Origin of the sequence: Collinsella sp. HCP28S3_B9 (genome assembly GCF_052066095.1) — a bacterium.
In the GTDB taxonomy this organism is placed as follows: Bacteria; Actinomycetota; Coriobacteriia; order Coriobacteriales; family Coriobacteriaceae; genus Collinsella.
On the sequence record NZ_JBQHST010000005.1, the window covers coordinates 1 to 16633 of the forward strand.

At 57.2% G+C, this 16633-nt stretch carries 11 protein-coding genes and 2 tRNA genes; 1 reads left to right on the plus strand and 12 read right to left on the minus strand.

The genetic code is table 11. From position 1 onward, the window contains the following. Positions 1–615: 615 nt before the first annotated feature. The 10 genes from ACTNBB_RS02110 to ACTNBB_RS02155 form a co-directional block, all read right to left on the minus strand. Positions 616–691, minus strand: a tRNA-Lys gene (locus ACTNBB_RS02110). A gap of 28 nt (positions 692–719) precedes the next feature. Further along, positions 720–2000 (minus strand): aminopeptidase, encoded by a 1281-nt coding sequence (locus ACTNBB_RS02115; RefSeq protein ID WP_441056470.1) that lies wholly within the window; start codon positions 1998–2000, stop codon positions 720–722. 93 nt (positions 2001–2093) lie between these two features. Beyond that, positions 2094–2669: a hypothetical protein gene (locus ACTNBB_RS02120; RefSeq protein ID WP_427717870.1), complete on the minus strand. Its 576-nt coding sequence runs from the start codon at positions 2667–2669 to the stop codon at positions 2094–2096. After that, positions 2670–3548: a phosphoribosylaminoimidazolesuccinocarboxamide synthase gene (locus tag ACTNBB_RS02125; RefSeq protein WP_154516897.1), complete on the minus strand. Its 879-nt coding sequence runs from the start codon at positions 3546–3548 to the stop codon at positions 2670–2672. 118 nt (positions 3549–3666) lie between these two features. Further along, the gene (locus ACTNBB_RS02130; RefSeq protein WP_154516828.1) at positions 3667–5232 is read right to left on the minus strand and encodes a sensor histidine kinase; all 1566 of its coding nucleotides are present in this window, start codon (positions 5230–5232) and stop codon (positions 3667–3669) included. 11 nt (positions 5233–5243) lie between these two features. Next, positions 5244–5966, minus strand: coding sequence for a response regulator transcription factor (locus ACTNBB_RS02135; RefSeq protein ID WP_006236208.1), 723 nt, complete (start codon positions 5964–5966; stop codon positions 5244–5246). 152 nt (positions 5967–6118) lie between these two features. Next, positions 6119–7330, minus strand: a complete 1212-nt coding sequence (locus tag ACTNBB_RS02140; RefSeq protein WP_441056469.1) for a hypothetical protein — start codon at positions 7328–7330, stop codon at positions 6119–6121. After that, complete coding sequence (locus ACTNBB_RS02145; protein ID WP_427717875.1) at positions 7330–7593, minus strand: TIGR03905 family TSCPD domain-containing protein; 264 nt, start codon at positions 7591–7593, stop codon at positions 7330–7332. The genes ACTNBB_RS02140 and ACTNBB_RS02145 overlap by 1 nt, the downstream gene beginning before the upstream one ends. A 129-nt stretch (positions 7594–7722) precedes the next feature. Then, complete coding sequence (gene purB / locus ACTNBB_RS02150; protein WP_441056468.1) at positions 7723–9069, minus strand: adenylosuccinate lyase; 1347 nt, start codon at positions 9067–9069, stop codon at positions 7723–7725. Between the two features lie 194 nt (positions 9070–9263). Further along, positions 9264–9338 (minus strand) — tRNA-Gly (locus tag ACTNBB_RS02155). Positions 9339–9636: 298 nt separating this feature from the next. Here ACTNBB_RS02155 and ACTNBB_RS02160 point away from each other — a divergent pair. After that, positions 9637–13068, plus strand: coding sequence for a SpaA isopeptide-forming pilin-related protein (locus ACTNBB_RS02160; protein WP_441056467.1), 3432 nt, complete (start codon positions 9637–9639; stop codon positions 13066–13068). 62 nt (positions 13069–13130) lie between these two features. Here ACTNBB_RS02160 and ACTNBB_RS02165 read toward each other — a convergent pair whose 3' ends face one another. Both ACTNBB_RS02165 and ACTNBB_RS02170 read right to left on the minus strand, forming a co-directional pair. After that, on the minus strand, positions 13131–13349 hold the full coding sequence (locus ACTNBB_RS02165) for a hypothetical protein (protein WP_427729007.1): 219 nt from the start codon (positions 13347–13349) through the stop codon (positions 13131–13133). Between the two features lie 20 nt (positions 13350–13369). Beyond that, entirely contained in the window at positions 13370–16480 is a 3111-nt protein-coding gene (locus ACTNBB_RS02170; protein WP_441056466.1) for a hypothetical protein, read from the minus strand. Between the last annotated feature and the right edge of the window lie 153 nt (positions 16481–16633).

Here is a 16633-nt window from a genome sequence, read left to right on the forward strand (position 1 = left end):
ATCGAACTCTCCGTCCAAAATGTATTGGGCCTCGAGCCCGTCCGGTCCTCTCAGTCATCGCTGATCGGTTCCGTTCGATTCATATGGTTCTGTTTGATAGGAAAAGGAATTCCTCGGGGCCGCCTCTCGGCGGCCTTGCGAAAAACGAATCCAAGTCAGACCATTTCAAATGGTTCGATGTCTGCCCGGATGCGACACATCTGGTGTGTCCATCCTCGCAGTATCCGGTTCTCAAGGTGCACGCCTGCGCGTCTCATCCGGTCCGACCGGGCCGCGCGGCAAGGAGATATATTGCCAGACCGGAGGGGCCCGCGGGGCGGGAATCACGCACTCCATATTTTGTTCACAAATAAATTGATCCTTCAGCTGTTCCACTGAAGTCATATCTGAAGCATCGGCTTCCGGTATTGGCGATGACCAGCTGGTTTATAGGTGTTGAGGTATCGGTCATCTCTGGTGCGCTACTTTACTCTAACGGCATCTGGTTTTGGTTTCCTGTCGGTAAAAGGCTGGTTTTGGCCGCCAGGCGTCCTTATATATAGAGAAGATCGGGTTCGAACCCGTGCACCGGCAACAAAAAAGCGGCCGGCATCCGCCAGTCGCTTTTCTATTCTATGGTGGGCCGTCAGGGGTTCGAACCCTGGACCTTGGGATTAAAAGTCCCCTGCTCTGCCAGCTGAGCTAACGGCCCGCGGATGGCATTGTACCACGGTCTGAGACTATTCCCAACTCCATTGGCCGTTCTGGAAAATCACAATTTCACGTCCATCAGGTGTAATGCCCGTAATATCGATGTCGTCCGTGCCAATCATAAAGTCAACGTGCGTGCTCGAAACGTTGACGCCATGCTCCAGAAGTTCCTCTTTGGACATGTCATACCCGCTTTCGATGCACTCGGGAAAACCGACACCCAACGCAAGGTGACAGCTGGCATTCTCGTCATAGAGTGTGTCGTAGAACAGAATGCCGCTTTCACGAATCGGTGTGTTCTTGGAAATAAGCGCGACCTCGCCCAGATGAGCAGCACCTTCATCGGTTTCAATAATGCTCGCAAGCGTTGCCTTACCCACGCGAGCGTCATAGTCCACTACGCGGCCGTTCTCGAACTTAATCCAAAAATCGTCAACCTTATTGCCGTGGTGAATGAGCGGCATAGCCGAGTACACGATGCCGTCGGTGCGCATACGATCGGGCGAGGTGAAGACCTCCTCGGTGGGAATGTTGGGGAAGAAAGGGTGACCGTCGGGAGTTTTTCCCTTGCCGCCGGCCCACTCATGGCCTTTCGTCATTCCAATCGTCAGATCAGTTCCATTCGAAGCGGTGTAGTGCAGGCAATCAAATTGATTATCGTTTAGGAAGCGCAGGTTCTTTTCGAATGTGGCGTCATGGAGCTCCCAGTCGCTCTCCGGGTCCTGGCCATCAGCACGAGCGGTGTGCAGAATCGCATTCCACAGCTTATAGACTGCAACCTCATCGGCGTCTCCCGGGAATACCTCGCGCGCCCAAGCAGCGACCGGAGCGCCGGCGATGCACCACGGGTTAATGTTGTAGTCCAGTCCACGGCGGAAGACCTTACACTGCATGTTCCTCGCCTTAGAAGCTGCGGCAGGCTTAGCGGGATCGATGCCCTTGAGGGCAGCAGGGTCCGTGCCCTCAATAAAGATAAAGCAGGCTCCGTCCTGAGCCAACGAATCCAGCTGCATGCGCTTCCACTCGGGAGTCTGCTCAAAATAGCTTTTCTCGACATGCTCGTAGGTAAGCCTCGTCACGGCATCGTCAGCCCAGATGACCGTCACGTGACCGGCACCGGCGTCATAAGCCTCCGCAACCACCACGCGCGCAAATGACGCGCACTCGACGGGAGACTGAACGACGACCTCCTGACCGGGCTTAACGTTGACGCCCTTGCGGACAACGAGACGCGCATAATTTTTAATCTTGGGCTCCAGGGACTTCATACCCTCCAGAGCCTCTTCGACCGTCAGGGCAGCTCGAATCATGTGCCACTCCATCTATCTACAGGACAGTAAAAAGGCACGCCGCAAAAAACGACGCGCCTTATATCTTAGCGATATCTATAGGTTGTAACGCTACTACTTCTTCTTGGAGGCCTTCTTGTCCTCTTTGGCAGCCGAGCGCTCGATAATAGCGTTGAGCTTGTTATCGGACATGCCCTCGGCCTGCGCGCGATACATATTACGCAAGGGACGGATGCGCACGAAGTCGTAGATGAAGTCACCCAGAATGACGATGTAGGACAAAACAATGCCGGCCATCTGGACGGGGCTGGACACCATGCCAGCGGGAGCGAAGTACAGCGAAGACCAAATGGCCACGACGAGCACCATGCCGATAGTAAGCACGGCCCACCAGATGCGACGGCGCTTGGTGTAGTCCTCATCCTGCTTGAGAAGGATACTCGACACCGTGTAGATGCGGTCCTCCTTGGCGCGCCGCTTAGCCTTGCGGGCGCGCTTCTCCTCTTTAGAGAGGCCCTCGAGGCTCTCGCCCTTCTCGAGCTCCTTGCGGCGTGCCTTGGATGATGCCGGCACGACGCGAACAGAACTCGCTGCCTGACGAGCTGGCTTGGCGGATGCGGCGGACTTGCGCGCAACCCCGGTAACCTCGTGGGATTGCGTGCGCTTGTTCGTGGCGCTGCGGGTACTCACTTACGCGTTCTCCTTCATGCTTGTAAACTGGGAGCCCGTGATGATCTGGAAGGCCTCGCGATAGCGCTCGGACGTGCCATCGATGACCTCGGCGGGCAGATGCGGGGTCTCCCCCGTCATATCCCAGTTGGCCTTGAGCCAATTGCGGACGAATTGCTTGTCGTAGCTAGGCTGAATCTTACCCTCCTCGTAGCTGGCGGCAGGCCAGAAACGGCTGGAGTCGGGCGTGAGGCACTCGTCGATCAGCGTGACCTTGCCATCGATGACACCAAACTCAAACTTGGTGTCGGCAATGATGATGCCACGGGTCGCTGCATACTCGGCGGCAGCCTTGTAGATCTTAAGAGATAGATCGCGGATCTGCGTGGCGATGTCCTCGCCAACGATCTCGCAGCAACGCTCAAACGAGATATTCTCGTCGTGATCACCGATCTCGGCCTTCGTGGACGGGGTGAACAGCGGCTCGGGGAGCTTAGAGGCCTCGGTCAGGCCCTCAGGCAGCTGGATGCCGCAGACGGTGCCGTTCTCGTCGTAGGTCTTCTTGCCCGAACCGGTCAGATAGCCGCGGACGATGCACTCGATAGGAATCGTCTGGGCCTTCTTCACCAGCATGGCGCGGCCTGCGAGATAGTCACGATACTCGGCAAACTCCTTGGGGAAATCCGCCGGATCGATGGAGACGAGGTGATTGGGGACGATATCGGCAAACTTGTCGAACCAGAACGCCGAGATACGGTTGAGCACCTCTCCCTTAAACGGAATTTCGTCGGGAAGAATAAAGTCGAACGCAGAAATGCGATCGGTGGCGACCATCAACAGGTTTTCGCCGGCATCGTAGATATCACGAACCTTGCCACGGGAATCCGGACGACGCTCCATCGTTGTCACGTGAGTCACTCCTTACCTAAATACGACAGAAATGCGGGTTCTTTACCGCACGTTTTCGCAAACTCGGAGCGGCAGGGACGCGGTCCCTCCTTCACCGAATAGCGAAAAGCTAGTGCTCCATTGTAGTAGATGCCGCGTCCGCCGTGTGCTCGCGGGGCAGATGAATCGTAAAAGTCGTACCCTTTCCAAGCTCCGACTCCACGGATATGTAGCCATGGTGACGCTCGACGATCTGTTTAGTTACGGCGAGGCCGACGCCCAGGCCGCCAGCTTCGCGGGCGCGGCTGGCATCGGCGCGCCAAAATCGTCCGAAGATACGCGACAGATCGTCCTTGGCAATACCGATACCGGTATCCGAAACGGCAATACTGACATGCTTGCGGTCACTGAGCACCGACACTACGACCCAACCGCCCTCGGGGGTGTAGCGCATGGCGTTGCTCATGAGGTTGATGACGCATTGCGTGATCATGTCGGGATCGGCCTCGACGACATCGTCGTGCCCCTGGGTTTCATCTGCAAAGCGAAGGCGAAGGTCACGGTCGGCAAACAGACGCTCCTGGCCGTTCACAATCGATCGCACGAACGGAACCATGTCCACCGGTTCGAGATTGAGCGGAGCCGTGCTGTTTTCCATACGCGATAGGTCGAGCATCTGCTGCACCAAACGAGCCAGGCGACGCGTCTCGGAAGCGACCGTCTCCAGATGCTCGTCGTCGGTGGGGTACACGCCGTCTTGCATGGCCTCGACCGTTGCAAGCATGGCCATGAGCGGTGTACGAAGCTCGTGTGCGACATCCGAGGTCAGGCGCTTTTCGTGCTTCATATCTTTCTCGAGCGAGGTGGCCATCTCGTCAAAGGTCTCACCCAGCTGGTCGATTTCGTCATCGCCGCGCAAGCCCGTACGAGCAGACAGATCGCCGTCGCGAATTTGCTTGGCTGTGCTCGTAATACGATGAATCGGCTTGGTAAGCATGCGCGACACGAGCGATCCGATAACGACCGAGATGCAGATTGCAACAACCGCGGCAAGAGCCATGGCGTTAAAGGTCTTCTCCCTAAACGCAGAATCTGCCTTAGTGAGCAGAGCGTCGGAGCCGATAGCCCATAGCTTTACCTGTCCGACATGCTCGCCAGAGGACGTAACGATTTCGACGTTGGCAACGCTATCGGAGTCGGTGGGCGCTGACGAGACCGGGCTATGCGAGGCCTTTTTACCGCTCGAGCTGCTCGACGGCAATTCGCTCTCGCGCACATCGGCGGTCGCACTTGCCGAAGGCCATGAGTCGTCATAAACGACAACGCCCTTTTTGTTGACGACCTGCATACCCAGGTCGTCGGACACCAAGCTCGATGTCGCGACCGTGCGCAGCTCGCCCGCAGTCCAATTGCCGTTTTCCTCATACGACGTCGCAAGCTTTTCGGCAGCAGAATTGGCGATCTCGACGATATTGGAGCGCGTGTAATCCGAAAAGACGGTGCCCCACACAACGGAGACAACGCCCACCAGCACCAATACCGTCATGAGCGATGTCAGGGCAAAAGCCAAAGCCATACGCGAGGGATAGCTCATCGCCGGCCGTGAATCGGAACGAGGCGTGTTCCAACTTGCCTTGGAACCCGCCTCGTTCTCCTGCTTGTGCTTTTGTCCGATTTCAAAGCGCGCAGGTGTCATATGTGATTTACCTATTTCTCGTCCGACTTATCGGTCTTGGCCGGAGCCTCGAAGCGATAACCGACGCCGTGAACGGTATAGAGCCACTTAGGCTTCTTGGGGTCGTCGCCCAGCTTGGCGCGAAGGTTCTTCACGTGGCTGTCGATGGTGCGCTCGTAGCCCTCAAAGTCGTAGCCGAGCACCTTCTCGACCAGCTCCATACGGTTATAGACGCGACCGGGATGGCGAGCAAGCGTGGTGAGCAGCTTAAACTCGGAAGCGGTCAAATCAACTTCCTTGCCCTCGACCAAGATCTTGTGGCCCGAGATATCGATGACCAGATCGCCAAAGTCGAGCACCTCAACGGCGGGCTCGTCTGCCTGGTGAGCACGACGGAACAGGGCGCGAACGCGGGCGACGAGCTCGCGCGGCGAGAACGGCTTGATCAGGTAGTCGTCGGCACCAAGCTCGAGACCGATGATGCGATCCTCGATCTCGCCCTTGGCGGTAAGCATGATGATGGGCACATCCGAGGTATCGCGGATAGTGCGGCAAACGCGCTCGCCGGGGATCTTGGGGAGCATAAGGTCGAGCACAACCAGGTCGAACTGGTGCTTCTCAAACTCCTCGATCGCAGACTGGCCATCGCCAACGCCAACAACCCAGTAGCCCTCGCGCTCGAGATAGGCAGCGACAGCGTCACGGATCGCCTTCTCGTCCTCGACCAGCAGAATCTTTTTTGCATCTGAAGCCATAACACGGCCCCCCTGTCTCAATTAGCTAAGAACAAGCCCATTTTAACGCACCTGAGCCCACCGGGCATCGCATGGGCGCGACAGCTCGGCGGGCGGTACTCACGGTTACAATGGGCTTATTCCCCCGTTGGCGCCTTTTTAACCCCTCGGCGCTAAAGAGAGAACAGGCGAGCGGTAACCGTCTCGGGAATTCCTTGGCTATTACGCACCGTGGCATAGGTTAAAAACGTATTCGATTTTCCCGCCGTAGCTGGATAATCGCCATATTCGAGAGCGCGGTCGGGCGACAGCAGCGAACCATAGGTTTTAGCGGAGGTATCGATCAGAAAATGCGATGCCTGAACCTTAACCAGATATTTGCCCTTCCTGCCGGCGGCGCACGCAAGCGGTTCGCGCGATAGAAATTGATACGGGCCGCCCTCGTTACCAATGTAGGTACCCATATTGCCCAGGCCGCCCACGTCGGCATAGGTCGCCTCAATGGAGAACACAAACGTATCGCCCATATATACGGCCTCGAAAGGTGACACCGACGAAGGAAGGACCAGCTGAGCCCTCTTGGTATTGTTGCCGTCCGTCAGGTCGATCGCCGTCATGCCGTAATAGACGCCCTCGTCATTGCGCACGCGGGGTGAGATAGTCAGGATGCCATCGCTCACGCGCGGTGCAGACGCAAAGCGGCCTGTCGACTTCCAGATTGCCTCCGCTTTAGATTCATCGAGCGAACGGCGGTAGCAATATGAATCGCTGTCGGTCTTATTGCCACCGGTCGAAGGCATCTTGTACCAGATGACCGACGAGTCAAAGGCGGTAAACAGCGGAGGGTCGTAATCCTCACCGCCGCGATCAAGCTCAACGGCATTACCAGTAAGCGCCGCGCCCGACAGGGTTTGCGCATAGAGCTTCCACGACGAATTCGCGTAGTTCATCTCAACCCACGCAAACACGCTATCGGTGGCGCGAACGTCGTAAAACGCATAACCGGAACCCTCGACAGGATCGTCAATCAACGTGGTGAGTGAGCCGTCCCCCATGTTGAACACGCCAAGCGTGTTGGCATGCAGCGCAGATGCGGGCGCCATCATCGCCGCAGCGCAACCGCCATCGCAGTAGTACAGCAGCGTCCCCAATGGCAACGTCCACGACGCCGTCGGCTTAAGATCAATGTCGACGGCCTCATACTCTTCGGTAATCGAGACGATCTTGGAATCATCTTTGATAACCTGCGGCTCACCGGCAGCATCATCGCTGGTGCCCGTTTTTTTCGAGCACCCCGCAAGCAGCGTGGCAGCACTCGCGGCAGCACCACCCAACACAAATCCTCGGCGCGTTACCCCATTCTTAACGCGATCAAAAATACTCATTAGGCAATCTCGGCACGCGCGGCCTCGATGGCACGCGTAAGTTGGTCGGCACAGGAGGTCTTTTTCGTGCCGCACGTATTGCCGGCCAACACCTCAATCACACGATCGGAAGAAACACCTTCGACCAATTTAGAGATGGCCTTGAGGTTGCCGTTGCAGCCGCCGGTAAACTCAACGCCCAGCACTTTGCTGCCGTCATCGGAGAGATTGAGGTGAATATTGCGAGTACACACGCCCTGGGGCTTGTAATCAAACGAAATCATGCGATCTCCTTCTCAGAATGTCATTCGAGACGACTATTATCCCCGTCTTTCCATAAATGCAACGAGGCGCTTTACCGGCAACACACATTACCAGCAAAGCGCCCTAAAAAGCTAACGTTATGCCCGAACCTACTCGAAGCTCAGCTGCTCCAGACGATCGAAGACCGTATCGATGCGGGTGAGGAAGTCCCACGGATCAAAGATCTCGTCGAGCTTCTCCTGGCTGACGGTGCAGCGCGGATCGGCCTCGAGGCGCTCCTTGAAGGTGGGGCCGGAAACGCAGTCCTGCACCTCATGCCAGGTCGCCATGGCGTTTTCCTGCACGATTGCGTAGGCGTCCTCACGGGTAATGCCCGTATCGACGAGGGCCAACAGAACCTTGGAGGAGAAGATGAGACCGCGGGTCTTGTTGAGGTTGGCCATCATGCGAGCCGGATACAGCTGGAGGCCATCGATAACGCGGATAAGGCACTGGAACATGTGGTCAAGCGCGATAAAGCTATCGGCCTGGGCGACGCGCTCGGCAGAAGAGTGCGAAATGTCACGCTCATGCCACAGGGCGACGTTGTCGAAGGCGACCTGGGCGTTGGACTTCACGACGCGCGACAGGCCGCAGACCTTCTCCATGGTGATGGGGTTACGCTTGTGCGGCATGGCGGAGCTGCCCTTTTGACCCTTGCGGAACGGCTCCTCGGCCTCGAGCGTATCGGTCTTCTGCAGATTGCGAACCTCGGTAGCGATACGCTCGCAGGTGGCCGCCGTGGTGGCAAGGACGCCGGCGAGGTAGGCATGATGGTCGCGGCTGATAACCTGCGTGGACAGCGGGTCGTGAACCAAACCCAAGTGCTCGCAGACATACTCCTCGACAAACGGCTCGATGGAGCTGTAGGTGCCAACGGCACCCGAGATGGCACCGAAGGCGACGTTCTTGCGAGCGTCCTCAAGGCGATCCAGATCGCGCTTGAGCTCCCAGGCCCAAGAGCCAAACTTCATACCAAAGGTCATAGGCTCGGCGTGGATGCCGTGAGTGCGACCGGCGCAGAGCGTGTTACGCTCCTCGAAAGCGCGACGTTTGCAGATCTCGCCGAGTTTCTTGACGTCCTCGATAATTAGGTCGCAGGCCTGGGTAAGCTGATAGCACAGGGCCGTATCGCCCAAGTCAGAGCTGGTCATGCCATAGTGAACCCAACGGCTGGGCTTAGGCTCGCCCTCGGGAACATCGGCGTCGATATACTCCTTCATATTGGTCAGGAAGGCAATGACGTCATGGCGCGTGACTTCTTCGATCTCGTCGACCTTCGCCTTCTCAAAGTTGGCGTGGTCGCGAATCCACTGAGCTTCTTCTTTAGAAATACCGATCTTGCCGAGCTCCGCCTGGGCATCGCAGGCCAGAACCTCAATCTCCTGCCAAATGGCGTACTTGTTCTCGAGGGAGAAGATGTGTCCCATCTCCGGGCGGGTATAGCGATCGATCATAGCGGCTCCTTTTTGGTTATTGGCACGTTGGTCGTAACTCAACCATTGTACCGTGCGCAGGTGCAAGTATAGGCAGCAGGTATTAACCTAACATTTTGCCATTTGCCTAACGTTCACACCCTGTCGGGTTCGAGTCCCGGCACTTTATTGAAAAAAGCACGACACCGTGATGGTGCCGTGCTTGTACTTTTAACTGGAGCGGGCAACGGGACTCGAACCCGCGAGTGTCAGCTTGGGAAGCTGATGCCTTACCACTTGGCGATGCCCGCATATGTGGGGGATAGTATAACGCGGTTGTCTTGTTTGATACAAGGGCACTAACCCTTGTTTTACGCATGGAAAATCATCTTCTTGTTGCTCGAATTGCGAAAACAGGGACTCGAGTAACCTGTTTTACACCGTCTTCTACCTGCTCTTTTGTTTGATTATCTAAAACCGGTCTCCATCTGTTGGGAACTTGGCAAGTTCTTGGTCAGCTCGCGGTACTTACCCGTATGACCCCCGGCGCTAATCTCATCCCACGCGCCGCAATCTCCCAGCGCGGCGCACAAAGGATAAGGAGCAGCCATGTCCAATGCACCCACGCACTCTGTCCACAGCGCAATCGCAACAGCACCGCTGCTCCTATTCCTCTTGTTGTTTCTAGCCTGCGCCACGCCTGGTACCGCCTGCGCCGTCGATGGAAACGATACGCTTAGTTTTCGCACCATCAGCGATATGTGCGGACCGTTTGGCATTGGCAAGTACGAGGCACAAGACGCCTCGATTTCTTACTGCATGAACCAAGACTGCCCCGGCCCCAGCAGCCCAGGAGGACCCTGGCGGACCTACAATCAGGGTTGGACATGGCTCGATAACGAGTTTGCCGCCGTCATCTGCCATGGATACCCTTCCGCCACATCATTTGGCGGCCATAACCTAACGGCCGAACGCGCCCGCGCCGCAACCCAGATTGCCGTGTGGATGCTCAAAGGAACCACGCGCCCCGATGGCTCTTTTGCGTATACAAACAACGCCGGCGTTGCCAAAAGCGGCAAGTTCGATCAAGACGCCGAGGTTGTCGCGGCGGCGCGCTGGCTCTACGACAACGCAAAAGCCGGAAATATTAAGGCCGACCCGCATCGCGCCAGACGCTATCACGGACCCGTCTCTAACGAAGGCCGGCACCAGGATATGCTCTACGTTTTGCCCACCATCAACGTATCCTTTGAAAAAAGATCTGCAAACACTGTCATTACCAGCGGGAACGATACGTATCAGTTAGGTGGGGCGACGTTTAACATCTTTGAGAAAAACACGGACAAACACGTCGGCAGCATCAAAATGGACGGCAACGGTCGTGCACGGGCAACACTTTTGCCCAACACGGCATATTACCTAATCGAAACCAAAGCGCCGACAGGCTATCTGTCCCGACGCGATCGCATTGACTTTACCACCGGAAAAAGCGGCGGACATGTCACAATCAACGAGCAGCCAGGTTCTATCACGCTGCGTGTCGTCAAAACCGATGCCGCCACGAATGCCGGAGCGCAGGCGGGAACCTCGCTCGCCAAAGCCGAATTTACCTGTGTCTCGCAATCTACCCCTGGGTGGACGCGTACCTTCACGACCGAAGGCGATGGCCAGGCGACCTTAAGCGGCATTCCCCTGGGAACCTTTACCCTCTACGAATCGAAAGCACCAGAGGGCTACCTGCTCCCCCATGACAGCTGGACCTATACGGTCGGCCCCAATCAACTAAACGACATGGGCGTCGTTGAGCTCGAACGCCGCATCCCCAATACTCATATTGCGTTTGACCTCGAGATTTCCAAGTTCAAGGATTACGGGAACGGCGAGCAATCGGGATTAGAACAGCCAGCGGAAGGCGTCGTCTTTGAAATCGTCAGCAACAGCTCTAAGCAGGTCGTAGGCACATTGACGACAAATATCTATGGCTTCGCATCCACCAAAGACCAGACCAAGGCCTGGTTTGGCGCGGGCACACGACCGGACGGCGTCCATGGCGCCATCCCCTACGATCGTGAGGGGTATACCGTTCGCGAGGTCCCGGAAACTGTTCCCGCAGGCTTCAAGCGGGCAGAGGATTGGACCATCGCGCCCGAGCAAATCGCCGACGGAGCCAAGCTTCAGTACATAGTGGACAATCACACCCTTTCGACACACCTCCAAATCATCAAACGCGATGCCCAGACGGGAGCTTCCGTCCCCCTTGCCGGCTTTAGTTTTCAGCTGCTCAACAGCAACCGTGAACCCATCTCTCAAACATGCTGGTATCCGACGCACAACGTTATGAACACCTTTACCACCAATGCGACCGGCACCGTCACGTTGCCAGAATCGCTCAAGCCGGGCACATATTACGTACGAGAAGTCGCAGCCAAAGCGCCCTACCTTGTGGGCGACGAACTGAAGGTGACGATTCCTGCCGATGCAGATCTCACACCTATCGCCGCCGTCTCGTATTTCAACAGCGCGGCAACCGGAAGCATCGAGATCGCGAAGGCTGACGCAGTAGACGGCAGTGCCCTATCTGGTGCCAAGTTTGAAATTCGCGCTGCCGACGATATCGTTTGCCCCGATGGCCACATTGCCGCCCTTGCCGGTGAAGCCGTTGCCGCCGTCACAACTGATGAACAGGGTAAAGCTCGCGTAGACAACCTTTCGCTGGGTTGCGGAACGGCACGATACGAAGTCGTTGAAACCCAGTCTCCCGACGGCTATCTACTTGATCGGACAGCACATATCGTTGAGCTTGCTTATATCGACCAGAAGGTCCCCGTGGTCGAGTCGCAGATCGAATTGTCTAATGATTACACCAAGGTCGATTTCTCCAAGGTCGATATGACAGGCAAGCATGAAGTTAAAGGCGCCCGACTGGTCTTATGCGACGCCGATGGAACAGAAATTGATTCTTGGATATCATCCGAGCAGCCCCATCGCGTGGAGCACCTTGAACCCGGTTCTTATACCCTACGCGAAACAATGTCCCCGCGCTCCTATGACCTCGCTGAAGACGTATCCTTTGAAGTCGAGGATACGGGGAAGATCCAGGCCGTAACCATGACGGATGCACCGATTGAGATTAAGGGGAGCGTCGACAAGCGACAAGAAATCGCGCGGCCAACCGCAAAGGGAACAGTGGCGAACGGCGACGGTAAAAACCGGGCGGCGACGCAACCCGACAGAAAGGGCTCCTATTCCTACACCATCGACGCTCAAAACGAATCGAGCACCTGGGTCGACGAGTTCACCGTCACCGACGATCTCGAATGTGCCAAAGACGGCACGGCCAAACTTGTCGCCATTAAAACCCCGATCGCCGTCGGCGACTTAAATGGGCTCTGCAATGTTTGGTATCGAACGTCACCGGCAGACAAGTTGGGCATAAAGGAAAAGGCCAACGCCACACTTGACGATGAACACACCAACCCGTGGCTCGAGACAGCCGAAGTCGAAGAGCGGCTGGGCGAGGATGTGCGGATTGTCGATTACGATGGCTGGAGTCTTTGGAAAGCCGATGTCTCGACCACAGAGTCTTCCACCCTCGAAGTAAAGGACCTTACGCTTTCGGACGACGCTGTTATCACAGGGATTCGCTTTGAGTATGGCTCGGTTTCCGCAGACTTTACGACCCGGCGCGACAACGATTCTTGGAGTCGCAATGGGCTTAAAGACGAGCATGACGACCTTGACGACGCGACGGCATCCCTCAAATCGGATTTACACGGAGCAATCATCCGGATGTGTGCAACCTCATCCTATACGCCCCAAACCGCACTCGCCAACAGTGCCCGTGTTGACCTTTGCCGCAACGGAGGAGGCGAAAAACTCGAGTCGCACGATAAAGATCGTGTTGTTCAAAAATGCGCCATTCCGCAGGATCTTCCAAATACGGGCAATGCACCCATCATCTCTTTTCTCACCGCATTATTGACCGCCGGTGGCACAGCAATTTGGCTCACTTGGCTAAGCTCGGCATCAAAAGAGGAGTAGGTAGAAATAACGGGCGAGCCGATATGCCGGCTCGCCCGTTATCTGGCGTATGTAACCAAAGGCTATTCCGTAGACGCAGACCCGCCGTCAACAAGTTCCAGATCGCCATCCGAAATGCCGTCGGCACCCAAACTCTGCTCTTGCTCCACCTCTTCGCTCATCGTGGACCTGGGCGTCGACCCCTTAGCGCCCACGATATATGCGGCCCCCAGACCCATAGCGATGGCGATCAAAAACAGAACCACATAGACGGGCCAATGGCGTTTGATGTATGAAAACACGCTAACTCCTTAGAGGTCCGCTACGAACGGCGGATGACCTCGGTGACAACCTCGGACACCGTAGCGATGTTCGTCGGGTTGACGTTGTACGGCAAATCGTCTTCGGTGCGCGCGCAGGCAAGACGCGGGCCATCGACACCGGCAATTGTGAGGGCGCGACGGCTCGCCTCGAGCGCGGCATAGGCATCGGTCTTGGCATAGGGCATCTCAAACGCGCCACAATCAACGTGGAACGACTTGCACACCTTGCTGACCAGATTCATGATGCGGCGATCACCCTTGAGCAACTGTTGCTCGCCTTCGACCGTCACGACCGAAAGCCTACCGGCTCCAATGGACTCAAGATTGATAAAGAACACACCACGCAGCTTATCGCGATGGGCTTCGAGGAACGCCTTCATACCGGCGCCGTCACAATCCGAGGCACCCGTTGCCACAAACCAGATATCGTGACCAAGCAGCTCGTCATCACCCATGGAGGCAACAGCCGAAAGCATGTCCTCGGCAGAAGCGCCGTCAGAAGAGGTGGCACCGCCCTTCCAGCCATTATCATCGTCCTCAAAGTTATCCCAAGAGCCGATACCGCGGCCAGACTTCTTGGCATCGTAGTCATCCTCGACGCCCAGCCAGTCGCTCATGCTGTTCTGCTCATTCTTCTTTTTGCGTCCGAACAAGCCGCCCAGACCGCGCTTCTGAGGCTTTGCCTCCTTGACGACGGGAGCCGAGATGGTTTCGATGGGCTGAGCGCCCGAAGAAACGGGCATGGAGGGGGCAACCGGCGCCGACGTGGGCTCGGGCCCCTGAGCCGTCGCGAAAGGATCGTCGGCCTGAGCCGAGGGGTCGGGGAGATCGAAGAGGGATGTGCGGGATGCGACGTTGGCCTGCTGCATCGAGGGCAGCGATGGATCGGGGACCGAGGCAAGCGGCGAAGAAGAAGGTGTGGGCACCGGAGCAGAAGCGGGATCGGGGATATTCATCTGCGGACGCGGTGCGGCCTTGGACGAAATCTGCGCCATGAGCGAATCAACCGTCTCGACCTGCGCCGATGCGGGGTTGGCAACCGTGGAGCCGGGATCGCTCGGGGCAGGCATGGTAAAGATCTGCGTAGAGTACGGCCTGGACTCATCGGCGTTAGAAATCACCGGGGTCTCTTCTTGCTCAACGACGACCGTCGCGTCGGCTTCAATCTCGTCGGCGGTGTTCGTCTCGGCGTCAACGTTCTCAACCTGCTCGGCATCGAAACTCTCAGCCGGCTCGGCTTCGGGCGCCTCGATCTCATCTGCAGCATCCTGGGACTCATCGGAAACAGAAAGGGGATCGGCGATGGCAGTACCCTGCTTCTCGAACGTTATCGTGGCATCGAACTTCGCGGCATCGAGCGTCTCGGTGGCGTCGATTGGCTGCTGGGCCTCAAAGGACGTCGTAGCCTCGGCGACCTCCGTCGCGGCAGGCTGCTCAGCCTCATGCTGTTCAAATTCCCGCGCCGCACGCTCACGCTCGGCCTCGGCAGCCTGCTGGTGGGCAATAGCCTCCTGCTCTGCCACCTCGCGCGCAGCGGCACGCTTTTCCTCAAGGTCGTCGACAAGTTTTTTACCCTTAGCGAGTGCGCCCTTAAAGAAGCTTGAAGCGCTGGCTCCAATCGAAGAGAACGCAGATGCTATATCGGCATGGGGCGTCGCGACCGGTAGATCGGCCGAAAAATCGGTATCGCTCTCATAGGAAACGCGCTGCGGATACTCATCGTAATCGCTGGCGGAATCGTCGTACACATCCTGAACCACCGGAGCGGGTGCAGCGGTGTCCGGCTCGGGTGCAGGGCTGGGCTCGGGTTCCGTCTCGGGCTCGGTATCGACGACGGGCTCGTCGGCGGGCGCGGCGACAGGTTCAACCGAAGCAGGCGCGGGATCGATCGTCGGCTCCTCGCCCTCTTCGTAATCAAGCGTGCACGACTCGGGAAGCATCCCCAAGGCACGAATGGCATCAGAACCAAAGCGAATATTACCGGCAGCATTGCGATACAGCTTGGGCTCGGGCTCGCTCGGCCCAGCGACAGCGGGCGCCCCAATCGACTCGACGACATCCTCATCCGCGACCGGCTCGGCAGCAACCTCGGCTTCAGCCTGAGCCTCGGGAGCAATGACACCAATCAGGGTTTCGTCAGCTGAGGCACCCTCAAAGCCATCGATCTGCTCGTCAAAAACTTCGCCCTGCTCGGATTCGGGAGCGATCGGCTGGCCAAACTCGTCCTCGGTGTAGGAGGGCTCTTCATACTCGATCGTGTTACCGTAGTCGTTTTGCTGCTGGGCAGCGGCATACTCAGCCGCCGCGCGCGCCATCTCCTCGGCACGACGCTTTTGCTCACCAAAATAGTCATCAAACGGAATGTCGTTGGGGAACTCGTTTTCGCCCTGGTAAGGGGCAACGTTATCCATGACACCGAGCATCGCGGCTACAGAAGACTTATTGCAGACCGCACCGGACGTATAGGGAAGAACAAAACGGTTGGCAATGATATTGGCCGCGTTGGCGAGCGCCACAAGAGAGGCGAGGATCGCAACGATCCAAAGCAGAACCTTCAGAGCGCCGGGGAGCGGCAGTATACGCAGAATGGCGACGGCAGCGGGGACAATCGTGGCGACCGGCAGCATCTTGGCGATGAGCGCGCGATACGGCGCGTACGGTTCGCGAGCGAGGAGCTCGGCACGCGGAGAATCGTAATGGGCGACAACAACCACCGGACGGTTGCGCGGAGATGCAAGCGGACCTGTGGCCTTGTGATAGGCAATGACATTTTGACTCACGCCCGTCTTGCCCAGGCGAGAGATAACAGGGCGACCGGTACGCTCGAGCACATACAACACGGCACCGACGATGGCCAGCAGAACACCGATTAAACCGATGCTGCCGCCAATACCCATAAGCAGGGCACCGGCAAAAGACAGAATGCCTGTGACGGCAAATGCCAGCCTGCTGGGTGCAGGAGCGTTAAATTCCTGGACTTCGGGATCAAAGCCATGATTGCGGAAGATCTGGGCGATATCCTCGGCAGCCAAACGCTCTTCTTCGCTGCACGCCGGCGTGATGCCCGTGCCCTGCAGCAGGTGATTGATATAGTTCTGGGTGTTCGCCATGTGCGCTCCACATCCATAATCCGACAAATAGGCCCAATGCTTGCACATTAGAACCGTATATAGTCGAAAGTATACCCCGAGCGAACGCAATCGGCCGAAATCTGGGCATCTTAACGCACTGAGCGGACAAGGATATAGCCTAATCTCCATATC